22 protein-coding genes and 1 other RNA gene are annotated in these 25320 nt (G+C 61.4%); 11 read left to right on the forward strand and 12 right to left on the reverse strand.

What is annotated here, in order from left to right; genetic code table 11:
- Positions 1 to 98 precede the first annotated feature (98 nt).
- Positions 99 to 1580, forward strand: coding sequence for a lipase-like domain-containing protein (locus ACXAF3_RS07895; protein ID WP_475111747.1), 1482 nt, complete (start codon positions 99 to 101; stop codon positions 1578 to 1580).
- Positions 1581 to 1816: 236 nt separating this feature from the next.
- Here ACXAF3_RS07895 and ppnN read toward each other — a convergent pair whose 3' ends face one another.
- From ppnN to ACXAF3_RS07915, 4 genes are all read right to left on the reverse strand, one after another.
- Positions 1817 to 3190, reverse strand: a complete 1374-nt coding sequence (gene ppnN / locus ACXAF3_RS07900) for a nucleotide 5'-monophosphate nucleosidase PpnN (RefSeq protein ID WP_475111748.1) — start codon at positions 3188 to 3190, stop codon at positions 1817 to 1819.
- 60 nt (positions 3191 to 3250) lie between these two features.
- A non-coding RNA gene (locus ACXAF3_RS07905) (sX9 sRNA) lies at positions 3251 to 3328 on the reverse strand.
- A 581-nt stretch (positions 3329 to 3909) separates the two neighbouring features.
- A complete protein-coding gene (locus ACXAF3_RS07910) occupies positions 3910 to 5310 on the reverse strand; it encodes an MFS transporter (RefSeq protein WP_475111749.1) in 1401 nt (466 codons plus the stop codon).
- A 259-nt stretch (positions 5311 to 5569) separates the two neighbouring features.
- Positions 5570 to 5959 (reverse strand): ribonucleotide reductase subunit alpha, encoded by a 390-nt coding sequence (locus ACXAF3_RS07915; RefSeq protein ID WP_475111750.1) that lies wholly within the window; start codon positions 5957 to 5959, stop codon positions 5570 to 5572.
- Positions 5960 to 6227: 268 nt separating this feature from the next.
- Between ACXAF3_RS07915 and ACXAF3_RS07920 the strand changes: the two genes are divergently transcribed.
- The 3 genes from ACXAF3_RS07920 to aceE all read left to right on the forward strand — a co-directional run bounded on the left by ACXAF3_RS07920 (position 6228) and on the right by aceE (position 10802).
- Positions 6228 to 6710, forward strand: coding sequence for an Lrp/AsnC family transcriptional regulator (locus tag ACXAF3_RS07920; protein ID WP_475111751.1), 483 nt, complete (start codon positions 6228 to 6230; stop codon positions 6708 to 6710).
- A 50-nt stretch (positions 6711 to 6760) separates the two neighbouring features.
- The gene (gene megL, locus ACXAF3_RS07925; RefSeq protein ID WP_475111752.1) at positions 6761 to 7945 is read left to right on the forward strand and encodes a methionine gamma-lyase; all 1185 of its coding nucleotides are present in this window, start codon (positions 6761 to 6763) and stop codon (positions 7943 to 7945) included.
- A 145-nt stretch (positions 7946 to 8090) separates the two neighbouring features.
- Positions 8091 to 10802 (forward strand): pyruvate dehydrogenase (acetyl-transferring), homodimeric type, encoded by a 2712-nt coding sequence (gene aceE, locus ACXAF3_RS07930; RefSeq protein ID WP_475111753.1) that lies wholly within the window; start codon positions 8091 to 8093, stop codon positions 10800 to 10802.
- Here the strand turns inward: aceE and ACXAF3_RS07935 are convergent.
- A complete protein-coding gene (locus ACXAF3_RS07935; RefSeq protein WP_475111903.1) occupies positions 10691 to 11728 on the reverse strand; it encodes a M14 family zinc carboxypeptidase in 1038 nt (345 codons plus the stop codon). The two genes, aceE and ACXAF3_RS07935, sit on opposite strands and share 112 nt — an antisense overlap.
- Positions 11729 to 11779: 51 nt before the next feature.
- Entirely contained in the window at positions 11780 to 11983 is a 204-nt protein-coding gene (locus ACXAF3_RS07940; protein WP_475111754.1) for a hypothetical protein, read from the reverse strand.
- A gap of 252 nt (positions 11984 to 12235) precedes the next feature.
- Between ACXAF3_RS07940 and ACXAF3_RS07945 the strand changes: the two genes are divergently transcribed.
- Complete coding sequence (locus ACXAF3_RS07945; RefSeq protein ID WP_475111755.1) at positions 12236 to 13567, forward strand: dicarboxylate/amino acid:cation symporter; 1332 nt, start codon at positions 12236 to 12238, stop codon at positions 13565 to 13567.
- A gap of 62 nt (positions 13568 to 13629) precedes the next feature.
- On the opposite strand, the gene ACXAF3_RS07950 is transcribed toward ACXAF3_RS07945, so the two are convergent.
- The 5 genes from ACXAF3_RS07950 to ACXAF3_RS07970 all read right to left on the reverse strand — a co-directional run bounded on the left by ACXAF3_RS07950 (position 13630) and on the right by ACXAF3_RS07970 (position 17189).
- Positions 13630 to 14001, reverse strand: coding sequence for a DUF1810 family protein (locus tag ACXAF3_RS07950; protein WP_475111756.1), 372 nt, complete (start codon positions 13999 to 14001; stop codon positions 13630 to 13632).
- The gene (locus tag ACXAF3_RS07955; RefSeq protein WP_475111757.1) at positions 13971 to 14231 is read right to left on the reverse strand and encodes a DUF1810 domain-containing protein; all 261 of its coding nucleotides are present in this window, start codon (positions 14229 to 14231) and stop codon (positions 13971 to 13973) included. Before ACXAF3_RS07955 ends, ACXAF3_RS07950 begins: the two co-directional genes overlap by 31 nt.
- 127 nt (positions 14232 to 14358) lie before the next feature.
- A complete protein-coding gene (lhpI, locus tag ACXAF3_RS07960) occupies positions 14359 to 15309 on the reverse strand; it encodes a bifunctional Delta(1)-pyrroline-2-carboxylate/Delta(1)-piperideine-2-carboxylate reductase (RefSeq protein ID WP_475111758.1) in 951 nt (316 codons plus the stop codon).
- A 19-nt stretch (positions 15310 to 15328) separates the two neighbouring features.
- A complete protein-coding gene (locus ACXAF3_RS07965; protein WP_475111759.1) occupies positions 15329 to 16399 on the reverse strand; it encodes a proline racemase family protein in 1071 nt (356 codons plus the stop codon).
- Positions 16400 to 16526: 127 nt separating this feature from the next.
- Positions 16527 to 17189: a pseudouridine synthase gene (locus ACXAF3_RS07970; protein ID WP_475111760.1), complete on the reverse strand. Its 663-nt coding sequence runs from the start codon at positions 17187 to 17189 to the stop codon at positions 16527 to 16529.
- A gap of 476 nt (positions 17190 to 17665) precedes the next feature.
- Here ACXAF3_RS07970 and ACXAF3_RS07975 point away from each other — a divergent pair, with 476 nt between their 5' ends.
- The gene (locus ACXAF3_RS07975) at positions 17666 to 18874 is read left to right on the forward strand and encodes an RtcB family protein (protein WP_475111761.1); all 1209 of its coding nucleotides are present in this window, start codon (positions 17666 to 17668) and stop codon (positions 18872 to 18874) included.
- A 128-nt stretch (positions 18875 to 19002) separates the two neighbouring features.
- On the forward strand, positions 19003 to 19164 hold the full coding sequence (locus ACXAF3_RS07980; RefSeq protein ID WP_475111762.1) for a hypothetical protein: 162 nt from the start codon (positions 19003 to 19005) through the stop codon (positions 19162 to 19164).
- Between the two features lie 22 nt (positions 19165 to 19186).
- On the opposite strand, the gene ACXAF3_RS07985 is transcribed toward ACXAF3_RS07980, so the two are convergent.
- Positions 19187 to 19570: a YchJ family protein gene (locus ACXAF3_RS07985; protein WP_475111763.1), complete on the reverse strand. Its 384-nt coding sequence runs from the start codon at positions 19568 to 19570 to the stop codon at positions 19187 to 19189.
- A gap of 224 nt (positions 19571 to 19794) precedes the next feature.
- Here ACXAF3_RS07985 and ACXAF3_RS07990 point away from each other — a divergent pair, with 224 nt between their 5' ends.
- From ACXAF3_RS07990 to ACXAF3_RS08005, 4 genes are all read left to right on the forward strand, one after another.
- The gene (locus ACXAF3_RS07990) at positions 19795 to 20331 is read left to right on the forward strand and encodes a TetR/AcrR family transcriptional regulator (protein WP_475111764.1); all 537 of its coding nucleotides are present in this window, start codon (positions 19795 to 19797) and stop codon (positions 20329 to 20331) included.
- 28 nt (positions 20332 to 20359) lie between these two features.
- Positions 20360 to 21454, forward strand: a complete 1095-nt coding sequence (locus ACXAF3_RS07995) for an efflux RND transporter periplasmic adaptor subunit (RefSeq protein WP_475111765.1) — start codon at positions 20360 to 20362, stop codon at positions 21452 to 21454.
- A 33-nt stretch (positions 21455 to 21487) separates the two neighbouring features.
- Positions 21488 to 24586, forward strand: a complete 3099-nt coding sequence (locus ACXAF3_RS08000; protein WP_475111766.1) for an efflux RND transporter permease subunit — start codon at positions 21488 to 21490, stop codon at positions 24584 to 24586.
- 163 nt (positions 24587 to 24749) lie between these two features.
- Positions 24750 to 25301 (forward strand): GmrSD restriction endonuclease domain-containing protein, encoded by a 552-nt coding sequence (locus ACXAF3_RS08005; protein WP_475111767.1) that lies wholly within the window; start codon positions 24750 to 24752, stop codon positions 25299 to 25301.
- Positions 25302 to 25320: the final 19 nt, after the last annotated feature.

The raw sequence follows: 25320 nt of genomic DNA on the forward strand, positions 1-25320 counted from the left end.
AGAGAGGTTGCGGATCTGACGCCGCGGCTATGGAAGGACAAGTTTGCCAGCAATCCACTGCGATCAGAGGTCTATGGATGGGGCAATAACGTCGTAGAATGAGCGGTTACGGCACCAGCGCGCAGACGTTCGAGCTGACCCACCAGGCCGACGGTTACTACAAGATCCAGAACACCAATAGCGGGCTCTCGTTGTCGGTGCGGAATTTTGCCGAAGCCGCGGGTACGGCAATCGAGCAGGGCGAGGGGTACGGCAGTGACAACCAGCTGTTCCGCTTCGTGCCCTACGGTTCAGGCTACGTGATACGGCCGAAGTCCAGCTACCAGTGCTTGGACGTGAACAACAGCGTGTCCAGCTCGGGCTACCAGAAACTGGAGCAGTACACCTGCAATTATGACAACAATCAGGTGTTTGAACTGCAGGCTCTATCAACTCCCGCCAGTTCCGCTGCCGCCGCGGCCGAGAATAATGACACTGTTGTCCTGCTACATGGTTTCGCAGGCTGGGGCCGCAACGAGTTGTTCGGCTTCAAGTACTGGGGCGGCGGCTGGAACGGCAAGAAGGACCTGCAGGAATACCTGAAATCCCAGGGGCATGACACCGTCACTCTGGCCGTCGGGCCGCTCAGCTCCAACTGGGACCGCGCGGTGGAGGCCTACTACCAGTTGAAGGGCGGCTGTGTGAACTACGGGGCAACCCATGCCGCGACCCATGGGCACAGTCAATTCGGCCGCTGTTTCGGCGGGCTGCTGCCAGACTGGGATGCATCCAACAAGATCCACATCATCGCCCACAGTCAGGGTGGCCAGACGGCCCGGGTACTGCTGAAGCTGCTGCGGGATGGCTCTCCGGAGGAAAACTACGAGGCCGGCACAGTGTTCGAAGGTGGCAGGAACTGGGTGCACAGCATCACCACGGTGTCCACGCCCCACAACGGCACCACGCTGACCGAGTTCTTCAACCCGCTGGATATTACCGAGCAACTGGTCACCGCCATCTACCGGGCGGCGGGTCTGGTCAGCGGCGAGAACGTGGTCTACGACCTGAAGCTGGACCAGTGGGCGTTGACCCGCCAATCCGGGGAGAGCTGGAGTGACTACTTCCAGCGCGTCAAGGACCACACTCTGTGGGACGAGTCCGTGGATACGTCACTCTATGACCTGAGTGCGGAGGGGGCGCCCCATATCTACGGCGGTGCCATCACCTATCCGGATGTTTACTACTTCTCCTATTCGAACCAATCCACCTACAAGGGGTTGTTCACGCAGAAGCATTACCCCACAGCTTCCACCTTCCTGCCGTTCATGCCGCAGTCCCTGTTTATGGGGCAATACACGAACAGCAACCTGGGTGTGGATGCCAGCTGGTTCGCCAATGACAGCGTGGTGAATACCAACAGCATGGTGGCGCCGACGGGGGCTCCCTACCAGGACTACAATGGATTGCCGGTGCCCGGTGTGTGGCAGCATATGGGCAAGAAATCCGGCTGGGACCACGTGGACGTAACCGGGATGTTTACCCTGAAGGATATCAACCCGATGTACCTGAACCACGTGGAGATCCTGAAGTCCCTGGATTGACCTGACCCTCCCCGGTTGGGGAGGGAGTGGGAAAGGCCAGCCCGATGGTGGGCTGGCTTTTTTGATTGCCGGCTTCCGTGCGCTGCACTTCGGCTGCGGCGACCCGCCGAATAGTCGGAAATCCCGACGCCGCGTTGGGTCTTTGGAATAAATTGGGTCAGACCAACTTGATGACCTCTGTTTATTTACTGATAACTCCTGCCAAGGCGTCGACCTGACCGCCTATATGTAAGCTGTTATCCAGCACTGATCCGATAGCAGGGAATGTATTCCTTACCGGGTAGCTTCATTCTCTGCTGCTTCACAAAAGACTCCAGCAGAGTGTCGATGCTGTGCATAATTGCCGGATCGCCGCACAGTTCATAGGGGCCGTGCTTCTCCACGATACGAATACCTTCGTCCTTGACGTTGCCGGAAACTATGCCGGAGAACGCGCGGCGCAGGTTGGCGGCCAGCAGATAGGGTTTCTGCTTTTTGTGTAGCTCGAGGCTGCGCATGTTTTCGTGGGTGGGGGCGAAGGGCCTTTGGAACTCCGTCGATACCTTCAGTTGCCAGTTGAAGTAATAGGCATCGCCGGTCTCTTTGCGGTGTTCCCGCACCTCGTCGATGCCAGCGGCCATTTGCCGCGCCACTTCCTGCGGGTCGTCGATAATAATCTGGTACCTGGATCTGGCCGCTTCGCCGAGGGTGTCGGTAATAAACTGATCGATACGTGTAAAGTAGTCGGCGGCGCTCGCCGGTCCGGTAAAGATCACCGGGAAGGGTTGCTCCCGGTTTTCCTCGTGCAGGAGTATGCCGAGAAGATAGAGGATCTCCTCGGCGGTGCCCGCGCCGCCGGGAAATACGATGATTCCGTGGCCGGTACGCACGAACGCCTCCAGGCGTTTCTCGATATCCGGCATGATGACAAGCTGGTTGACGATCGGGTTGGGCGCTTCTGCGGCGATGATGCCGGGTTCGGAAATGCCGAGGTACTGGCCGCGCCGGTCGCGCTGCTTGGCGTGGCCGATGGTGGCGCCTTTCATCGGGCCCTTCATCGCGCCCGGGCCGCAGCCGGTGCAGATATCGAGGTGTCGCAGCGCCAGCTCATAGCCGACATCCTTGGTGTAGTCGTATTCCTCGCCCGAGATGGAGTGCCCGCCCCAGCACACCACCAGTCTGGGTGCGCGGGTGCGGTCAAAAGTGCCGGCATTGCGCAGGATATGGAATACCGCGTCGGTGACCCCCTGAGCGGAGACCAGGTCATAGCGCGGGTCGCCGGTGATTTCGCTGTTCACATAGATGATGTCGCGGAGTACGGCAAACAGATGCTCGGCGATGCCGCGAATCATCTTGCCGTCTACAAAAGCGGTGGCGGGGGCATTTTTTACCTGGAGTTTTACGCTGCGCTCTGTCGGGACAACGGAAATGTCGAAGTCGGCATAGGTTTCCAGAAGTTCCTTGCCGTTATCCATATAGCCGCCGCTACTGAGTACGGCCAGGGCGCAGTTGCGGAAGGTCTGGTACTGAGGACCGCGGCTTTCACGGCTGAGCTTGTGGATTTCGTACTTGGACAGAATGTCGAACTGCCCGGTTGGCGATACCTGTGCATCGATAAGATCCGTAGACATGCAGCCCTCAATAAAACCTGAAAGCTTGTACAGTACCGCAAGTGCCGTATTCTGGCTAGAAGCTGTTTCACAACGTAGCGAGCGGGTGACTGGTGGTGGCCGCCGGAGCGGAGGCACTGCAGTGTACAGGTAGTACATGAGGGTGCCGAGCACCGCCGGATGCCGCCAGGCGCCCGCGTATTAGTTGTGAAACAGCTTCTATAGTCGTGTAACGAAAGCGGTTGCTTACCCTTGTTGCCGTGTTTTTCGCTGTCTAGTAGTGCCGGGGTATAAGAACTAGGGAACCTCTGAATAACTCCATAGCCTCTCTGCGGGCCCTGAAGCGTGCAGATGCAAGGCGCAGCTCGCAGCGAATGGCTCGGCCCTTTGCAAGAGCTGCAACGCCGCAGGTGCATGCTTCAGGGCCCGCCCTGCGGGGCTTTCAGAGCGATTCACACTCTGCGTTGTGACTTTTTGAAAGGTCTAGACATTCCTGCAAAGTCGCGCCCTGATTGTGAACCGCTCTGAAAGCCAGAGAGGCCATGGAGTTATTCAGAGGTTCCCTAGGCACTCCTGTTTACGGCGTTGGTCAAAACTTGACGCCGAGATATCGGCTTTACCGGTGATATATAAATTTTGTTGCTGGGCAGTTTGGCAAAGCCGCCCCGTCAATCCTGTCAGAAAAACTGCATCGATCTATTCACTCAGCTCATGCAATCGGGCTTGGCCGCTGTGGGGATCTAATCGCCCCGGTTCTTCCGTGTCCGCTCGACCGGTTTGCCGCTCACAAATAGCAGGCAGACAACCAATCCCACCAGCGTGAGATAGGAGTTGACGGTAAATGCGCGATCGATACCGGTGGTAATATCCGGAGCCATCGCAACAATAGTGGTGTTCATGCCGAGGCCGATGGCGCCGCCGGCAATCTGGAACATATACAGAATGGCGCCGGCCAGGCTCGATCTGCTCGGATCTACGGAGGTGATTGCGGCGGTCGTGATCGTCGGGTAGAAGAGGCCGATGCCGGCGCCCAGCACTATCATGCCCGGCACCAGTGCCGTGAATTCCGTGTGCTTGTGCAGGTGCGACAGCATAAACATGCCTCCACCCAGGCAGATGATCCCGGCCGTGATAATCAGCTTGGCGCCGAGCTTCTCGTAGAGCCGCCCCGACTGGTAGGACATAAGCGCAAAGGTCACCATCATCGGCAATAGCCCGGCGCCGGCACCCATCGCCGAGAAGCCCTTTACCTTGGTCAGATACTGCGGGATGTAGAGCAGGGCGGCGAAGAAAATCACCGACAGCAGCAGCGTCGTCAGACCGGCGGCGAAAAACCTGCGGTTGCTGGCCACGTCCTCCGGGATCAATCCGCTGCGTCCCTTGTGGCGTTCCACCTTGATAAAGAGACCCATAAAGATAAGGAAGGCTGCCAGCAGAGCCATGATCAGCGGGTTCTTGAAACCCATATCCACGGCGAGATCCAGGGCCAGAAGCAGGCCGAACAGGGACAGCGACAGCGTGGTGACGCCCGCGTAATCGATATGTTCCCCGCGATCTTCCGGCCTGTCGTCGGCTATTTCCCTCCAGCAGATAAACACGGCCAGGGCGGCGATGGGCACGTTGATAAAGAATATCCAGCGCCAGCTCAGCACGTCGGTGAGCGTGCCGCCGAGCAGTGGCCCGACCGAGTTGGCGAAGCCGGTGACGGTCATTATCAGGCCGCCGGCCTGGCCGGCGCGGTCCTCGGGCATCAGGTTGTAGGTCATGCCCAGAATGGATGGCCACATCATTGCGCCGCCGATCCCCATCAGGCAGCGGCAGATCAACAGCATCCAGATATCTACCGCGAGCCCGCCCAGTATCGAGAAGGCGACGAAAATTGCGGTGCCGATAAAGAAGATCCGCCGTCGCCCGAACATATCGGCCAGGCGGCCACCGGATACGATCAGGACGCCGATTACCAGCGCGTAGCCATTGATCACCCACTGTGTCGTGGTGATGTCTGAATTGAAGTGCTTCTCGATGGCGGGCAGGGCGACTGAGAAGGCGGTGAAATCGTTGGCGATCAAAAAGATCGCGAAAGTCAACGCCACCATACCCAGCTTCTGGGGCCGCGTGAGGGGTGTCTTGGGTTCTGTCATTTTCCCTGGTTGCTCCTGCGCGGGGGAACTGATCGGGGATTGAAATTGCCCCAACAGTCTGGCTCAAAAGCGCGGCTATTACTGCCGGCCTCTGTGGCTTTTTGTGACTGGATGTGTATCGCCCATTGGGGGAGCGATGCGCGCGCATGGGAAGCGGGGCTGTGGCGGCGACCGACGGATGATATGCGGGGCGGGGCGGATGACCGCTCCCGCCGGGGTGCTCAGATCGGCGTTTGGAGGTCGGGCGGGCTATTCGCGGTTAGCGCGGCATCATCTCGATCTGGTTTTCTTCCCGGTCCAGAATCAGGTAGCGGGAGAGATCCTGCCCTTGCATCAGGTCGTTCGCCATCTTGTTCAGCAGCGGCTCGGCCTCTTCGGTGGCCGGTGCCCGGCCCTGCTCCCCGTTCAGACCGGCGATCAGGATCATATTCCAGCTTTGGTCTATCCCGTCGGCTTCGGCGACGAAGTCGGCAAAGCTGGTGAGCTCCTCCGGTAGCTTGTCCACACACATCACCGGTGTGATTGCCCCCCTGGCCGTGGATTTCTTGGAGTTGTTGCTGCGCTCTGCCTTTGCCAGCAGGAACAGGAGTCTCTGGGGTTCGGGTTGGGCCTGGGCGGCGCTGATCAGTTTCTGGAAGTTGGAATGCATGGATGTCACCGGTATGTGAGTTGGGGCAAGGATAGCCTCTGTCACTCCGCTTGGATTGATCTCGATCAACTGTGCCGTGGCTGCCGGGGCAGTACCGCGTCCTGTCCGGAGCCGCCCCCCGGGAAGCTTTTGGCCCACTTAATATTCGGCAAGGCTGACCGGGTAGAAGCAGAATATTCTTCATTTTCATGTGCAAAATTCGCTTGATGCCTAATAATATTTTGAATAATGTGGCTTTTGCCTAATTTAAATCCGAGAGGCTTGCCCGATGTTAAACTCGATCTCGTCGCTGGATCGCACCGATATAGCCATCCTGCGGGTCCTCCAGGCCGAGGGCCGGATCAGCAATGTGGAGTTGTCCGACCGCGTGCACCTGTCGCCGCCGGCCACGCTGGCCCGGGTCAGGCGTCTGGAGGAGGAGGGCTATATCAGCGGCTATGCGGCGATGCTCAATCGGGAAAAGCTGGGTCACGACAACCTGGCCCTGATCGAGATCGCCCTGGAGCTGCACCAGCACGAGCGAATCGCCGAGGTGCTGGATCGCCTGGTGGCGATGCCGGAAGTGCTCGAGTGCTATCACGTTACCGGTGAGTACGACTACATGATCAAGGTCTCCACCGTGAACAACCGGGCACTCGACCACTTTATCGCCACGCGCCTGATACCTCTGCCGGGCATTGCCCGGATACACACCAGCATCGTGTTGAAGGCGCTGAAGCAGACGACGCAGCTGGAATTGCCGGAACCCTAGACAGGGCACCTATGTGCCCCGTCGGATTTATAACGATAAAAGAGGCACCTATGTGGGAATCCAAAAACATCGAGACCAATACCATCCACGGCGGCAAGAAGTCCCAGGGTGAGCACGGCCCCCTGTCGACGCCGATTTACCAGACCTCGACTTTTGTCTTCGACGATGTGCAGCAGGGCGCGGACCGCTTTGCCGGCGATGCCCGGGGGCATATCTATTCCCGCTTGGGGAATCCGACCGTCGATGAGCTGGAGGCGCGTATGGCGGTGCTGGAGGAAACCGAGGCGGCGGCGGCTTTCGGTTCCGGCATGGGCGCGGTTTCGGCGGCGATTTTCGCCCTGCTGAAGGCCGGCGATCACCTGATCACGTCCCACCGCCTCTACGGCTGCACCTTTGCGCTTTTCAACCACCAGTTGCCCGCTTTGGGTATCGAAGTCAGCTTCGTGGATCTGGCGGATGAGCAGGCGGTCCGCGCGGCCATCAAGCCGAATACCAAGGTGATTTACGGCGAGACGCCGATCAACCCGTGCCTGACCGTGATCGATCTGGACAGCATTGCCGCTATCGCCCGGGAGCGGGATATCATCACGGTCATCGATAACACTTTTATGTCGCCAATCCTGCAGCGCCCCGCGAGCCACGGCATAGACCTGGTGCTGCACTCCGCAACCAAGTACCTGAACGGCCACGGCGATGTCGTGGCCGGCATTCTGTGCGGCCCCGCAGAACTCATCGACCATATCAAGATGACCACGCGCAAGGATATGGGGGCGGTGATGAGCCCCCACGGTGCGTGGCTGGTGATCCGCGGCCTGAAAACCCTGCACCTGCGCGTACAGCGTCACTGTGAGAATGCGCAGGAGGTGGCCGAATACCTGCAAAGACACAGTGCCGTCGAGAAAATCTACTATCCCGGGCTCCCCGACCATCCCGGCTACCGACTGCTCGGCAAGCAGATGCACGGTGCCGGCGGCGTTATGGCCTTCGAGCTGAAAGGCAGCTTCGAGCAGGCGGTGGCGTTTATCAACCAGCTGAAGATGTGCAAGCGCGCGGTCAGCCTCGGCGACGCCGAAACCCTGATCCAGCACCCGGCGTCCATGACCCACTCCACCTACGATCCGGAAGAACTGGCGGAGGCCGGTATTTCCCGCACGCTGATCCGGCTTGCGGTGGGCCTGGAAAATGCCGAGGACATAGTGGCGGATCTGGAACAGGCTCTGGCCAGCGCTGCCTGACAGCGCCCGATTCACTTTAGGAAACAAAACGTCGCCATCGCACGAGCGCCCCGGCATCGCTGAAAACCCTTTCGCTGCTGTCCGGGCGCCGGTTGCGAGCTGGCCTTTCCCACAACTGTCGAGCCGGTAAGGGTGCAGCGTGAATATGCAAGTCAATCCCCGCGATTTCATTGAGGATCAGGATTTAGAGCTGCAGGAGTGGCTGGAGTCTCTGGACGATATTCTGCGCTACCAGGGCGCCGGCCGCGCAGAGGAAATACTGCGGGCGCTGCAGGAGGGTCTGCTCAGGCGCGGTGTGCAGCTGGATCAGGCACCGCTGAACACCCCTTACCGAAACACGATACCGCTGTCCGAACAGCCGGCCTATCCCGGCAACCTGGAGGTGGAGCGGCGCATCGAGAATATAATCCGCTGGAACGCCATCGCGATGGTGCTGCAGGCGGCCGACAGCGGTGCCGGTGTGGGCGGCCATATCGCCACCTATGCCTCCGCCGCGACCATGCTCGAGGTGGGGTTCAATCACTTCTTCCGCTGTCGGGATGCGGGCTATGGCGGTGATATGCTCAACGTGCAGGCCCACGCGGCGCCGGGTATTTACGCCAGGGCCTTCCTGGAAGGGCGGCTTACCGAGGCGCAGTTGCGGAATTTCCGCCGCCAGTTGCAGCCGGGCGGCGGTCTCTCCTCCTACCCGCACCCGCGCCAGATGCCGGAGTTCTGGCAGGCGCCCACCGCGTCTATGGGGCTATCCACCCCGTCCGCCATCTATCAGGCCCGTTTCGTCAAATACCTGGAAGCGCGGGGGCTGAAGCCGGAGAACGGCGGCAAGATCTGGAATTTTATCGGTGACGGTGAGGCGGACGAGCCGGAAGTGCTCGGGACCATCAATATCGCCGCGCGGGAGAAGCTCGACAATCTGGTGCTGGTGGTCAACTGCAATCTGCAGCGTCTCGACGGCCCGGTGCGCGGCAACGGAAAAATCATCCAGGAACTGGAGCGCAGTTTCCGCGGTGCCGACTGGCAGGTGATCAAGGTGGTGTGGGGCAGCGGCTGGGATACGCTGCTGCAGAACGATCACAGTGGTGCGCTGCAAAGACGCATGGACCAAGCCCTGGATGGAGACTACCAGATGTATTCCACCCGCCCCGGTGGCGCCCAGCGCGAGCACTGGGTGGAAAACTCCCCCGAGCTGCAGGCGCTGATGAGCAGCCTGACCGATGAAGAGGTCGGGGAGATCAAGCGCGGCGGCCAGGACCCGAAGAAAATCTATGCGGCCTTTGCCCGGGCCGCGAAAACCACCGGCAGGCCGACGGTGATACTGGTCAAGACGGTGAAAGGGGACGGGCTGGGCGAATCGACCCAGGGCAGAAACACCGCGCACCAGAAGAAACAGTTTTCCGCACAGGAGCGCATCGATATCGGCCGCAGGCTCGCTATTCCGCTCGCGGACGACGAACTGGCCCGGGCCAGTTTCTATCGCCCGGCAGAGGACTCCGCGGAGCTGCGCTATTTGCGGGAGCGGCGCCGCGCCCTCGGCGGCGGTATGCCCTACCGGCGGGTGGACTGTGTAGCGCTGACCGCTCCGGAAAGGGCGCTCTTTGCAGAGTTCTATCGCGGCAGCGGAGAGCGCACCCTTTCCACCACCATGGCGGTGGTGCGGATGATGGCCAAGCTGATCCAGGACAAGCGCGTCGGCAAATACATAGTGCCGATAGTGCCGGATGAGGCGCGCACATTTGGCATGGAGGCGCTGTTCCGGGAGGCCGGTATCTACGCCCCCGGCGGGCAAAAGTATTTGCCGGTGGACGCCGACAGCCTGCTGCCGTATCGCGAGGCGGCGGACGGGCAGATCCTGCAGGAGGGTATCTGCGAGGCGGGCGCCATGGCCTCCTTCCTGGCCGCCGGCACGGCCTATGCCAACCACGGAATACCGACCATTCCGCTGTATATCTTCTACAGTATGTTCGGCTTTCAGCGGGTCGGCGACATGATCTGGGCCTGTGCCGACAGCATGTGCCGCGGCTTTCTGCTCGGTGGTACCGCCGGTCGCACCACCCTGAATGGCGAAGGCCTGCAGCACCAGGACGGTCACTCCCACATACTGGCATCGACGGTGCCGAACCTGCGCAGCTACGACCCGGCATTTGCCTACGAGCTGGCGATATTGCTGCGCGACGGTATCGAAGAGATGTACGAACGGGGCGAGCAGGTTTTCTACTACATCACTGTCTACAACGAGAACTACCTCATGCCGGCGATTCCCGACGGGGCGCAGGCGCGCATCGAAGAGGGCGTGCGCAGGGGAATCTATCTCTTCCGCCCGGCGGACGAGGCCGATCGCGCAGGGCCCTCGGTGCAGCTCTTCGGCAGCGGCAGCATCATGCAGCAGGTGCTGGAGGCCCAGACACTGCTCGCGGATCGCGGTATCCGTGCGGATGTGTGGAGTGTGACCAGCTATACGGAACTGGCGCGCGACGCGGAGCGGGCCGAGCGCCTGAAGCGGCTGGAGCCCGGGAAAAAACACAGATCCTACCTGGAACAGGTACTCGCTGCAGTGGATGGTCCGGTTGTGGCCTGCAGCGACTATATGCGCGCGCTGCCCGCCAGCATTGCGCGCTGGGTGCCGGGGCGCTATGTCGCGCTGGGTACCGACGGCTTCGGCGTGTGTGAATCGCGGCAGCATCTGCGCAAGTACTTCGAAGTGGATGCAGCCAGTATCGCCTACGCCGCGCTGGCCACCCTCTGTGATCAGGGGGAGATCGGCGCGGACAGACTCGCGTCACTGGGCGATGAGCTCGGCGTCTTCGACGAATTCCCCCGCGCCGCGGAAGCCGAGTTCCCCGGCGAGATGGCGGTGTAAGCCGGGGCGCTCAGTACTGCATCAGCACCGGATATTGCAGATAGGTCTGAATCGACAAAAACGGGCAGGGCGGGGTAGTCCCTGGCTTCACCGAGCCAGACCACCTGCTCCGCGCCGGTGATGGGGTTCTTTTCTTTTTTGTATGCCATACCCTTGAAGGGGGCTTGCGCAAATACGGTGAGGTCGGGGGGTTTATTGGTCTTCCACGCCAGCACCTGGGTTTGCGGGCGACGCCGCTGGTCGCTGGCAATGGCCTTGGCGAGTGTTGCGCCGTCTTCCGCCAGTGTGCGCAGAGCCGCTTCGATCAGTACATAGGTTCCCAGAACCCGCTGGCGATAGGGCTTCAGTGAATGGTTCTCCACCAGCACCGTGGGTGTGTGGCGCAGATCGCCGAGACCGTTGGAGTAGCGCGGGCTCGCGGTCCAGCGGGTGATACCCTGGGCGAAGTCCTGCGGATTCACACCGAACACCAGCGGCCCGGGTATATGCCCGGCGGCAGACAGCGCCGCGTCCAGATCTTCCTGCAGCCGGCTTTCCGGCCACCTGGCAATGGCCGGCGAATCGCTGGCGAAAGAACCCGTGTAGCCGTAGGTGATGTCGTACTGGTAGTCCTCGCCGTCGGTGACATGGATATCCAGGTAGAGGCTGGGTCTGTAGGTGTTGATCACGTCCATCAGCGCCCGCAGTTCCGGGGTGTCGAGCTTGCTGTAGTCGCGGTTCAGGTTCAGATTGTTGCCGTTGGTGCGCCAGCCGGCATTGTCCGGGCCCCGCTGGTTTATGCGGCTGTAGGGGCCGGCGCGCTCGTGGCCGTCTACATTGAGGATGGGGATCAGCAGCAGGTTGACCTGCTCGATCAAGCGGTGCAGTGCCCGGTCGCCGCGCACATAGTCCCTGAGCAGCATCAGGCTGGCATCCTTGCCGTCGATCTCGCCGGAATGGTAGGGAACCTCTGAATAACTCCATGGCCTCTCTGGCTTTCAGAGCGGTTCACAATCAAGGCGCGACTTTGCAGGAATGTCTAGACCTTTCAAAATTTCAGAGGCGCCCTGCCAGGGAATCAGTTTCGGCAGCGGCGCCTGCAGCGGGATATCCCCCCGGACCGCGGGAGCTAGCAGAGTCGCGGCGGCGATCAGGCAGTGGGCGAACAGGCGGGAGCGGGTGCAAGATGTGGTGCTGGACATGGTGGCTGCCTTCCGAACAGGAGCCGCTGGTTGATCTCTTTGGCCGAAGACCCGGATGATATTGTAAATACCTACCGGGCGCAGCGAAATTGGGGGATCCCGCCCTTGAAATAGCGGAAGATCCACGTATCTTCGCCAGTATTCCGGCGGCGGCAAGCGGATATTTCACGGGGAGATATTTGCTTGCGCGGTGAATGCTATTGCACGGTTGTCTGCCGGTCCGCCCCTTTTTCAATATTTCCTGGTATCTCGATGACGAATTACGGCACTAGCAGCTATCTGATACGGCTTGTTGAATCACTGCGGATACTGGTCCGCACGCGTCTCTGGATGCAGATTCTGGTGGCCATGGCGCTGGGGCTGACCGTCGGCCTGTTGTTGTCGCCGGAGGGCGCGGCGCTGGTCGACGAAGAACTGAGTATGGAGCTCGCGAGCTGGTTGAAGTTGCCCGGAGCTGTTTTCCTGAACATGATCCAGATGGTGGTGATCCCCCTGGTGATTTCATCGATCATCCTGGGCTTGTGCGGCAGCGGTAACGTGGCACAGCTAAAGCGGGTCGGTCTGCGAATTGCGCCCTATTTCGTCGCCACGACAACAGTGGCGGTGCTGATCGGCATTGTGCTGGTTCAGTTGATTCAGCCCGGCAACTACATCGACGAAGCACTGCTTTCGGTGGCGACGGAGTTGCCGGGCGCCTTGCCGCCGGTGGCCGTGGAGCCGAAGCCGCTGCCCGAGCGCATCGCGGAACTGATCCCCGCGAACCTGAACGAAAGTATGGCCATGCGCAATATGCTGCAGCTGGTCGTGTACGCCATCTTCACCGGCGTCGCGGTCATGCTGCTGCCGGAGCGGCGGCGCGATACGGCCGTCTACGCTCTGGGTATCGTGCAGGAGATCGCACTAAAGATCGTGGGTTGGGCCATGTTGTTCGCGCCCCTGGCGGTATTCGGCCTGCTGGCGGATATCTCTATCAGAGTCGGCCTGACCGCCATTCTGGGGATGTCTGTGTATGTGGGCACGGTAATACTCGGACTGCTGACACTGCTGCTGTTCTATCTGTTAATTGTGTCGCTGCTTACCCCGGTAGGCCCGTTGGCCTTCCTAAAACGTGTCGGCGGTGTCCAGCTTCTCGCGTTTTCCACCTCCAGTTCCGCCGCGGTGATGCCGCTGTCGATGCGGACAGCCGAAAGCGCCCTCGGTGTAAGGCCATCCATTGCCAAGTTCATCGTGCCGCTGGGGGCGACGGTCAATATGGACGGCACGGCACTGTACCAGGTGATCGCGGCGGTTTTCCTGACCCAAGTGTATGGTATCGAGTTGAGCACTGCGCAGTTAGCGGGCTTGACGATAACCACGGTCGGCGCCTCCATCGGTTCGCCGAGCACGCCGGGGGTCGGTATCGTGATTCTCGCGACCATTTTGGCCGGAATCGGCGTGCCGCCGGAGGGGATAGCCCTGATTATCGGCGTGGACAGAATTCTCGATATGTGCCGCACCGCGGTCAACGTGACCGGCGATCTGACCGCCTGTCTGGTAATGGACCGGTGGCTGGGGAGTGGCGACCTGGAGCGCGCTGCTGCCTGAGATAGGTGACGCGTGCTAAGCGATTGACCTTCTCGCGCTTCTCAGCGGCTCAAGCCGAGGCTTCAGGTCTGGTTGAGTGCGTCGAGAATGGCGGCGGTGCGTGGATCCGTTTGTCCGTCGTAATATTTTTCCAGCACTTTATCGAACACACTGTTTCCGCCTTCTGCGGCGGAGAACAGCGTCATACTCGAGCGGAGTTTCAGGTCATCCGCACTGCCGAAAATCTGGTGTGCCGTGCGTCCCTGCAGTGTTAAGGAACCTCTGAATAATTCCGCAATGCCTCTGCGGGGCTCGCAGAGCGATCCACACTCTGCGTTGCGGCTTCTTGAAAGGTCTAGACATTCCTGCGAAGCCGCGCCTTGATTGTGAACCGCTCTGCAAGCCAGAGGTATCGCGGAATTATTCAGAGGTTCCTTAACCGCTGCTCGCAGCATTCCCTCAGCCTGTCGCCCAGAATCGGGTGGGCGAGATAGGCTCTGGCCTCTTCCAAACCGCTGATCGCGTAGCGCTGCGCCATGGCGCTGTGCCCGAGCCCGGCGATCTGCGGAAAGATATACCACATCCAGTGGGAGCGCTTCTGGCCACTGACCAGCTCCGCCAGCGCCGCATCGTAGGATTTGCTCTGTGCCGACACGAACCGCTCGAGGTTGAAGGGATCACTCATACAGGCCTCCTCTGCTCTGCGCAGCAGTCGGGGCGGGGGCGCCCGCTATTTGGATAGCATACTTCTAGCGGGCGCCGACAAAGCCTCTCAAGCCGGATGGTGGGCGTGCGTGGCGGGTACGGCCCACTCAAGTCCCGCTGAGGAACTTTTGGTAAACCAGCCGCGCCGCCACCAGGTCTTCCAGTGCGTGACCGACCGATTTGAAGCAGGTGATGCTGTCCTTGGCACGCGGTATCGGGGCGGATTGCCGGCACAGGGAAAACAGGTCTCCGCCTATGGAGTCCGGGTCCAGTACGCCGCTGGCGATGGGGATGGCCAGGTCGCCGGTTTCCTGCAGCGCCTGGGGCAGGACGTCCACATACAGGTCCACTTGGCGGATCAGTTCGTCATCCACTTCGCGCATATCCGGGCGGAAGGCGCCCACCAGATCAAAGTGCTGGCCGGGGCGTATCCAGTTGCCGTGTAGCAGCGGCGTTTTGCTCAGGGTCGCGCAGCTGACGATATCCGCTTCCGCTAGGCCCCGCTGCAGGTCGCTGCAGGCGTTTGCCGGGTAGTCCTGTTGCCGCAGCGATTCTGCCAGCTGTTGTGCCTTGTCTTCGTTTCTGCCCCAGATCAGTACCCGCTCTATCGGGCGTACACTGGAATGCGCCTTGACCAGCTGCGGTGCCAGAGTGCCTGTGCCCACCATCAGTAGCGTGCGCGCAGCGGCAGGAGCCAGGTAGTCCGCGGCCAGGGCTGAGGCGGCGGCGGTGCGGCGCGCTGTCAGGCTGGCGGCGTCCATAACGATTTTGGGGGTGCCGGTGGATGCATCGTAGAGCGCATACTGACCCTGGATCGAAGGCTGCTCGGTGTTGTCCGGTGCGACCACAACAGTCTTGACACCCAGGTAGCCGTCTCTCTGCCATGCGGGCATCAGCAGCAGGGTGTTTTCGGCGTCGCTCCCGTGCGAATACGGGTAGTGGTGATGGTGGCGCGGTGGCACCTCTATCTGTCGCTCGCGAAACGCGCTCCGCAGCCCCTCGATCAAGGCCGGATAGTCGAGCGAGTCGGCCACTTGTTGCTGGTCGATGTACTGCATGCAATTGACCTCGAGTTAATCAGCGCAGAAAAAATCCGTCCTTGAATGGATCGGACGGATCGATATAGAAAGTGTGTTCACCGGTGACACTTGCCGAGCCCTGTATCTCTGGAATCACCGCGTCGTACTCGCCGTACTGCACGGTTTCGGCAACCCGGCCGCTAAAGACACTGCCGGTAATGCTTTCAATCCGCATCGGGCGGCCGGCGGGCAGGGTGCCCTGGGCGTGATGCAGCGCCATGCGCCCGGCCACACCGGAGCCGGTGGGCGACCGGTCCAGCTCGCCGTCGGCAAAAACACAGGCGTTGCGGCTGTCGGCGCTGCCGGTGGGGGTGCTGTCGATAAAGATGGTGCCGTACAGAAAGCTGAGATCCGCTTCAAACGGGTGGCGTATATCAGGGCCGCTGTCCATTACCGCGCTTTTTATCGCGCGCCCGGTGTCGATAATGCGGCTGGCGTTTTCGGGCTTCAGCGCAAATGGCAACTGTGCGGCGTCGACGTAGGCGTAGAAGGCTCCCCCATAGGCGAGGTCGTATTGAATCTCGCCCAGGCCCGGTACCTGTATCCGCTGCTGTTGTGCCAGCACGAATGAGGGCACGCACAGGAAGCGCACGCCGCTCACCCGCCCCGCAGTATCCTGGCTCGCAAAAGCGTGGATGCGGCCGCAGGGCGCATCTATGGTGACCGGTGTTTCATTGCCGGGACCGCGGGCATCCACCCAGCCCATCTCCACCGCCAGGGTGGCCAGCGCAATCACCGCGTGGCCGCACATGGTGCTGTAGCCCTCGTTGTGCAGGAAGATAACGCCGAAGTCCGCGTCTGCATCATTGGGCGGCAGCAGCAGGCAGCCGTACATATCCGCGTGACCGCGGGGCTCCCACATCAATGCCGTGCGCAACTGGTCCAGGTTCTCCCGCACGTAGTTGCGGCGGCTGAGTACATCCGTCCCGTGGATTTGCGGGAAGCCGTCGACAATGACCCGCAGCGGCTCGCCGCCGGTGTGCATATCGATGGTCCTGATTTCCAGCCAGTCCTCGCGGGGTTTGAGCTTATGATTCTGCAGAATTCTCTGGTAGCTGCTCTGATTCATCGCCTGCTCCCGGCTGTTTGTTATATTGGGTACAATAGCAATTTATGCCGAATGCATCAATTGCCTGGGCGGTATCCGTGGGGCTGCCGGTTTTTGGGCGGCGGAGAGGCCGGGCCGGCCAGTGATGTCAGTCCGGGACTCGCCAGCCGAATTCGCGGACAAGCATGAGAAATGGGCCGCGGAGCGGCGCGACCAGCTTCAGGCGCTCGCCGGTGACCGGGTGATCCAGCTGCAGCTGCAGGGCGTGCAGCAGCAATCGGCTGCAGCGGAACTGTTCGGCGAAGAAGCGGTTGTGTACCGACTTGCCGTATTTGGGGCAGCCGATCAGCGGGTGGTGGATATGCTTGAAGTGGCGGCGGATCTGGTGCCTGCGGCCGGTTTTCAATTGTATCTCCACCAGGGAATAGCGGCTGGTCGGGTAGCGGTCCACCGCGTAGGGGAGTTCGATGGTGTCCAGCCGTCGGAACAGTGTGACCGCATCCTGGCGCGGCAGATCGGCCTTCGGCCGTTTGCGCTGGTGTTTGAAGTCGCAGACTGGCGGCAGCGGGTAGTCGATCACGCCCTCTTCCGGGCAGTAGCCGCGGCACACGGCGATATATTTTTTGACCGATTCCTCGCTCTCCAGCTGCGCCTGTACCTGTGCGGCTATCTCCCCGCTCTTGCCGAAGACGATAATGCCCGAGGTGGGTTTGTCCAGCCGGTGGATTGGGTACAGGTGGCAGCCGACCCGGTCGCGCAGATATTGCAGCAGGACCCGCCCCTCGCGGGGATCTATATCCGATCGGTGCACAAGCCACCCCTCGGGCTTGTAGGCTGCGACGAGATGGTCGTCTTCAAAAATAATTTCCGGTTGCACGCTGCTCGATACCGATAGGAGAGCCTGTATCCCAACATTATATTGTGGGCCCGACCGCCTTTCACTGTCCGATCGGCTTTTCGGCTTTTGCCGGCGGCGGAAATTTTCGGCAACAATTAGATTTATACTTGACATCCGGCTTCTTCTGTTTAGACTCGCCGACTCTTTCGAACAACCCCAAGCCCTCCGCGATCCGCAACCGCGGGGGTGTATGAAAAGGAGCCATGAAATGCGGTATCAACTTCTGAAAAAGCGCTTTATCTGATACACCTTTCATGTGCTCACGCTTGAAAGGTGGCAACGCCTTTCAAGCCAGATCTCCCTGAAGCCCTGGCGTCCGCCGGGGCTTTTGTTTTTTCGGCCTTGGAAGGCAATTTTCATAGAAACATGGAGTAATCCAGGGATTCGCTATGCCTGTAAAAATGGTATTGAACAACAATGCGCCGCCGGGCAGGGTTCCGGTGAAAATCTACACCGATGAAATCGAGCCGGCGGCATTGCAACAGCTGAAAAATATCGCCCAGCTGCCGATTGTGCACTCTCACGTGGCCGCCATGCCCGATGTGCACCTGGGCAAGGGCGCCACTGTGGGCGCCGTGATTCCTACCGTCAGCGCGATAATTCCGGCGGCGGTGGGGGTGGATATCGGCTGCGGCATGAACGCGGTGCGCACATCTCTGCATGCACACCAGTTGCCGGACAACCTGAAGCCGCTGCGGGATGCCATTGAGGTGAAAGTCCCCGTGGGCTTTGGACGTCACAAGATGGTCAACGCCCGGGAAGCTGCCTGCAAACGTCTCGCTCCCGGAGCAGACAGGCTGTTCGAAAAGCATCCGGAACTGCTGAAGAAGTTGCGTCAACCGCAGCAGACCTGGGTGACCCAGCTGGGGACCCTGGGCGGTGGCAATCACTTTATCGAGATCTGTCTCGATGAGCGCGATGCGGTTTGGGTGATGCTGCACTCCGGCAGTCGCGGTATCGGCAATGCCATCGGTCAGCACTTTATCCAGCTGGCGCGCAAGGATATGGCCGGCCATATGCACAACCTGCCCGACCGGGATCTCGCCTACTTCAGCGAGGGCAACGGCCACTTCAACGATTACATCGAGGCGGTCAACTGGGCCCAGGAGTATGCGCGGGTGAACCGCCAGGAGATGATGAAGTTGGTACTCGGCTGCTTGCGCGAGTATCTGCCGGACTTCACCCTGACGTCCGAGGCGATCAACTGCCACCACAACTATGTGGTGCGGGAGCGGCACTTCGGGCGCGATGTGTTTGTGATGCGCAAGGGGGCGATCAGCGCGCAGCGGGATCAGCTGGGGATAATCCCCGGCTCCATGGGCGCCAGATCGTTTATCGTGCGCGGCCGCGGCAATGCCGATTCCTTCTGTTCCTGCGCCCACGGCGCCGGGCGCAGGATGAGCCGCACCGCCGCCCGCAAGCGCTTTACCCGCAGGGATCTGGAGGAGCAGACCAGGGGTATCCAGTGCAGGAAGGACAGCGGTGTGATCGACGAGATACCCGCCGCCTACAAGGATATCGACAAGGTGATGCAGAACCAGTCCGACCTGGTGGACGTGGTGCACACGCTGCGCCAGGTGATCTGCGTAAAAGGTTAGCGGGCTGTTGAAAAGCAGCCTGAGCGACTGATTTCAACAAACTGTAAGGGAGAGGCGGCGCTCCGGCGCCGTCTGCAGACAGGGAGGTCAATGGCTTTTGGCGAAATTTATCGAGGGGAGCGATCGCTATGAAAAGCAACAAGCCGCGCAATCGCATTGCGCAGAACCCACTGCTTCGCAAGGGCGGTGCCCATGTCAGGGCCAAGTCCGGCGAGCGGTTTGCCAGTAAACAGAAGATGTTGAAGGCGGCGCGGGAGTGGAGAAGCTCCCGCGATTCTGTCGCGGCCTGATTGCAGGCAGCCATATCCCCGCTTAGGGCCAGCCCGGCAGTGGCTCTACGTAGACCCAGCGTTTCCTGTGCAGCCGGAACAGCGATATCTCGTGCATCGCCCGCTCGGTGCCATCCTCCAAATACCAGGCCCTGAACTCCACTACCGACTTCTTCAGCCCGGGCTTGCTGCGGATAACTTCCAGCCGCGTCCACTGTGTCTGCAGGTCGGCGGCCTCCAGCTGCGGGCAGGTGTCCGGGTGCCAGGTCTTGCGCAGATAGGGCAGGTTGCCGCCGACGAAGGCGCTGAAGCGGCTGCGCATCAGGGTTTCGGCGGTGTTCGGGTAGGCCTGGCCGGACAGGTAGAGTCCGCAGCATCTATCCAGTGGCCTGCCGGAGCCGCAGGGGCAAAGTTGCTGTTGTGACATTTGGGGCTTCCGTCGCGTGATAGTGCGTCCGCTTCAGCGGAATCCGGCGCGAGTCTACCCGTCTGCGGCGGCAATGGAAGCCCCGGCTTGTCGAGCGGTCATTTTCGCCTTCCCGACCGGCGCGCGGTCCTAGGGCGCCCGCGCCGGTTCACTTGACGCCCCGGATCGCGCTGATAACATACCGTCTGGTTGGTCGGTTTGACCAAAGGTGTCTGGGAGGTCATATGTCCAGGGTCGACAAAGAGGCCATTATCCGCGCGGCGGAAGAGGTGGTGCGGGAGAAGGGGGCGCGCAAGCTCACACTCGATGCGGTGGCCGCACAGTGCGGTCTGAGCAAGGGCGGGCTGTTGCACCACTTTCGCACCAAGCAGGCGCTGCTGCAGGCGATGCTCGAATCGGCCAGCGCCCGCGAAGTGGAGTTGGTGGCGGAGTCTGCGGCCTCCGGTGATAACAGCGGTGGGCCGCTGGCATCCCGTCTCGGTGCCATGTTTGCGCTGATGAAGGATGACGAGAGTCTGCCGCGCGCGCTGATTGCCGCGGTGGCGGAGGACCCGGCACTGCTGGAGCCGATCAGGGCCAAGGAGGTCAAGGTCCGCAACGAGGTGCGCGCTACCTGCAGCGACCCGGAGCTGGCGCTGTTGCTGTTGTTCGCCGCCCGCGGCCTGTTTCTCGGGCGCGTGCTCGGTGTGATGGATCCCGACGACCCGATTTTCGAGCGCCTGCGCAAACGACTGCTGGCACTTGCCGCCGACCTCAACTGACTGTTTCGCCGATCCCTGTAATCCCCCAATGAGTTTCTGGATACTGAATATGAAATTGTCCGGCAATGCCCGTTTCCCACTATTCCTGCTGCTGGCGGTGGCCGCAGCCCTCGGGGGCTGCTCCGATTCCGGTGCCGACGAACAGCGGCTCGAACGTCAGTGGCCGGTAAAAATCGTCGATGTGGCCAATGGTGGGCAGATCAGCCAGCGCCAGTTTGCCGGCAGGGTAAAGGCCGTGCAGACGGTGGATCTGTCCTTTCAGGTGGGCGGTAAGCTCGAGCAGCTGCAGTTTCGCGAAGGTGAAATTATCCCGAAGGGCAGGCTGATCGCGGCGCTCGATGACCGCGACTTCCGCCGCCGGGTAAAGGAGGCGCGGGTCAATCTCGAACTGCTGGAGAAAACCCTGGCCCGGCAGCGCTCCCTGGCGGAGCGCAAGGTGATCTCCCGCCAGCAACTGGATGAAACCGAGACCAATTACGACCTGGCGAAGGTGGCGCTGGAAAAAGCCGAACAGGATCTGGCCTACACGAAACTGAGCGTCCCCTTCGACGCGCTGGTGACACGTCAGCTGGTGGAGAATTACACCAATGTGCAGCCGGGGCAGGGCATAGTGCGCCTGCAGAATGTATCGGAAGTGCGGATTCAGATCTCGGTGCCGGAAAAAATGCTGGCCACGGTAAACCGGGACCGGGTGGACTCCGTCACGGCCACCTTCGAGTTTCTGCCGGGACGGGAGTTTCCGCTGGAATACCGCGAGCACCAGGCGGAGCCGGACAGCGTGACCCAGACCTATGCCGTCGAGCTGGGCATGCCGCGGCCGGAGAATGTGCAGATACTGCCGGGCATGACGGCGCGGGTGAATCTGGAACTCAACCAGGCGCGGGGCGACCTGTGGGTGCCGCTGTCTGCGGTGCAGACCAGCGCGGACGGATCGCCCTTCGTGTGGCGGATCGACGGCGACCAGTCGGTGTCCAGGACCCAGGTTGAATTGGGGCGCACCGACGGCGACCGGGTGCAGATTGTCGCGGGCCTGCAGCCGCCGATGAAACTGGTCGCCGCCGGTGGCCAGCACCTCTACGAAGGGGCCAGAGTGCGCGACTATGCACAGCAGTCTGCACCGTGAAGTCAGCGGCCCTGATCAAAGTGGGGAAGTATCGTGAAGATTTCTGATGTATTTATCCAGCGGCCGGTATACAGCTGGCTGTTGATGTTGATCTGCCTGATCGGCGGCCTCTGGGGGATGGCGGATATCGGCCGCCTGGAAGATCCGGCCTTTACCATCAAAGAGGCCCGTGTTTTTACCGCCTACCCGGGCGCCAGCGCGCGGCAGGTAGAGGAGGAGGTGACGGAGAAGCTCGAAGTCGCCATCCAGCAAATGGGGCAGCTCAAGCGCATCACGTCCACATCGCGCCCGGGCATGTCGGAGATCCGCGTGCATATCAAAGACGAATACGCCTCCGAAGAGTTGGCGCAGGTCTGGGACGAGCTGCGCCGCAAGGTGCGCGATGCCCAGGGGCAATTGCCCCGCGGGGCCATGGCGCCGGTGGTCAACGACGACTTCGGTGAGGTATTCGGCATCTACTATGCCATTACCGGCGAGGGCTTTTCCCGCAGCGAGATGCGCGAGATCACCAAGGCGATCCGCCGCGAGCTGCTCACCGTCGAGGGGGTGGCCAAGGTTTCCCGCTCCGGCGTGATCGACGAGGTGGCCTATCTCGACATCGACGAGGCGCGCCTCGCGCATTTCGGTTTTTCTCTCGACGATCTGGCGCAGGTGCTGAGATCGGAAAGTGCCACCCAGCAGGTGGGTGAAATCGAGGGGCGCGATCTGCGCACCCGTATCCTGGTGGACAGCCCGGCCAGCGACCTGGAGGCGATCCGCAACATCCTGGTGGGAGTGCCCGGTTCAACCGCGATGCTGGCGGTGCGGGATATCGCCGAGGTCTCGCTCGGCTACGATCAAAACCCGGGGTTTATCGCCCGCTTCAATGGCGAGCCCGCGATTCTGATCGGTGTGGCCGGGGCGCAGAATGCCAATATCGTGGACGTGGGCAGGGCGGTCGAGGACAAGCTCGCCGAACTGGCGCAGGGGCTGCCGCTGGGTATCGAGATTCACCCGGTCTACGAACAGCACAGGGTGGTCGAGGACAGTGTCGATGGATTCTTGTTCAACCTGATCTCGTCGGTGGCGATCGTCACACTGGTGCTGTGTGCGTTTATGGGCTGGCGTTCCGGGGTTGTCGTCGGGACAGTGCTCGGCCTGACGGTGTTGGGCACGGTGCTGATCATGAACCTGTTCGGCCTCAACCTGCAGCGGATCTCGCTCGGTGCGCTGATTATTGCCATGGGCATGCTGGTGGACAATGCGATTGTCGTCGCCGAGGGCATGCTGATGGGGGTGCAGAGAAAAGAGCCTCCGCAGAGCGCGGCCGGCCGCGTGGTGCGCCAGACTTTCTGGCCGCTGCTCGGCGCCACCATTATCGGCATCATGGCATTCTCGGGTATCGGCCTGTCCAGCGACGCCACCGGCGAGTTCCTGTTCTCCCTGTTTGCGGTGATCGGCATTTCCCTGCTGCTGAGTTGGGTGTTGGCGATTACCGTCACTCCCTACCTCGGCTACCACCTGTTCAGGCCCGGCCGGGATGGGGGCTCCGACGACCCCTACAGCGGGCGCTTCTACCGGATGTACGCGCGCGCGCTTTCCGGTGCACTGAACCACCGCGGTCGCACTATCGCCGTACTGGTGGCGGTGACCCTGCTCAGCTACTTCGGCTTCGGCTTCGTGAAGCAGGGCTTCTTCCCCAACTCCAATGCGCCGCTGTTCTATGTGAATTATTTTCTGCCCCAGGGCAGCGATATTCACCGGACAGAGAAGGCCCTGCAGCAGGCGACGGAATTCATGCTGGCGCAGGAAGAAGTGGTGTCTGTGACCTCGGTGGCGGGGCGGGGCGCGGACCGCTTTATGCTGACCTATGCGCCCGAGCCGCCGAACCCCTCCTACGGCCAGCTGATAGTGCGCACCGAAAACCGGGAGCAGATCCCGGCGCTGATCGAGCGGGCGAAAATGACCCTGCGCAATGCGCAGCCGGAAGCGCTGATTACCTTCAAGCGGCTGGTATTCGGCCCCGGCGGCGGGGCGGATGTGGAGGTGCGGATTTCCGGGCCGGATTTCAATAGCCTGCGGGCTTTGGCCGGGGAGGTCGAGCACCTCTTTCGCGATAAGGGGCTGGAAAATGTTCGCCACGACTGGCGGAGCCGGGAACCGGTAGTGCGCGCGCACCTCGATGACGAGCGGGCGCGGGTGGCGGGGGTGACCGCTGCCGATATCAGCCGCACCATGCGCTTCGCCACCTCCGGCTACCGCGTCGGCGATTTCGAGAGTGGCGACCGCATTATTCCGATTGTCGCGCGCCTGCCCGAGGGCGACCGCAACCGCGCGGGTTCCCTGCAGGACCGCCTGGTGTGGAGCCCGAACAAGCGCGGTTATATCCCCGCCGGACAGCTGGTGGAAAAATTCGAGACCACGGCGGAAGAGGGCTTGATCCAGCGCCGCAACCGCGTGCCGACGATTACCATCAGCGGCGATGCGCCGCAGGGAATCACCGCCATGGCGGCCTTCGAACGCATCCGTGCGGGCGCCGAACAGCTGGCGCTGCCGGCCGGATTCCGGCTCGAATTTGGCGGCGAGTACGAACGCTCCTCCGACGCGCAGAAGTCGCTGGGCAAGGGGCTGCCGCTCGGTTTCCTGGTCATGATCCTGATCTCGGTGTTGTTGTTCGGCACGGTGCGCGAGCCGCTGATGATCTGGCTGGTGGTGCCTATGTCACTGGTGGGGGTGGTGGTCGGCCTGCTCACCACCGGCTTGCCATTCGGCTTTATGTCGCTGCTGGGGGTGCTCAGCCTGTCGGGTATGCTGATCAAGAATGCGGTGGTGCTGGTGGATGAAATCGAGGCGCAGACCCACGCCGGTCTGCCGCGCCTGACCGCTATCCAGCAGGCCAGCGTCAGCCGTCTGCGGCCCGTGTTCCTCGCCGCGGTCACGACCATTCTCGGGATGTCGCCGCTGCTGTTCGACGCCTTCTTTGCGGATATGGCGGTGACCATCATGGGCGGTCTCGGCTTCGCCACGGTGCTGACCCTGATCGCGATTCCTGTGCTGTACGCCGTTTTTCACAGGGTGCGGACGGAGGAGGTTGTCGGGCGGGAGAGGTCGGCCCGTATCGAATCCGATAAATTGACTGACGCGGTGCTCTAAGGCCGCCCGCCGACGGGTCGGCGCCCGTCGGCGGTGTCGTGAGCGCGGCAGCCGGCTGCCAGCTCCGGCGGCGGAGGTCGCCGCTTGGAAGCGTCGACCAGTAGATACTTCTCCCCAATCTTTTTGTGTACCATCGTGCAAAAAATTGATTGGTAGGAGTGGTATGCGCAGTCGATCAATTTCTGCACTTCTTGTTTTCTTTTTCTTCTCATCCGCCACGTCGGCGGCGCTCGGCAGCAGTTACCAGCGGGAGGAGTGGCTGCCGCGCTGGTCGGATTTCGACCGGGATTGCCAGGACACCCGCCACGAGCTGCTGATCCGCTATTCCCTGGCCCCGGTCACCTTCACCCGCGCGGACAACTGCAAGGTGGCCACCGGTTTGTGGCTCGATCCCTACACCGGCAATTTCTACACCAGGGCATCGGATCTGGACGTCGAGCATATAGTGCCGCTGAAGTGGGCTCACGAACGCGGCGGCGCCCACTGGAGCCGCGAGCAGAAGCGGCGCTTTGCCGAGGACCCGGACAACCTGTGGCTGGTGGACGACGGCCACAACCAGAGCAAGGGCGACCGCGGTCCCGACGAGTGGATGCCGCCCTATGCGCCGGTGGCGAGGATCTATGTACAGCGCTTTATGGCCATAGTGCAGAAGTACGGCCTGCAGCCGAGCCTGGCGGAGGTCAGCCGCTTCGAGGCGCTGGCGGCGGGGTCCTAGCCGCTGTCCTGATCGGTAC

It is taken from the genome of Microbulbifer sp. ABF4_143 (assembly GCF_056160225.1).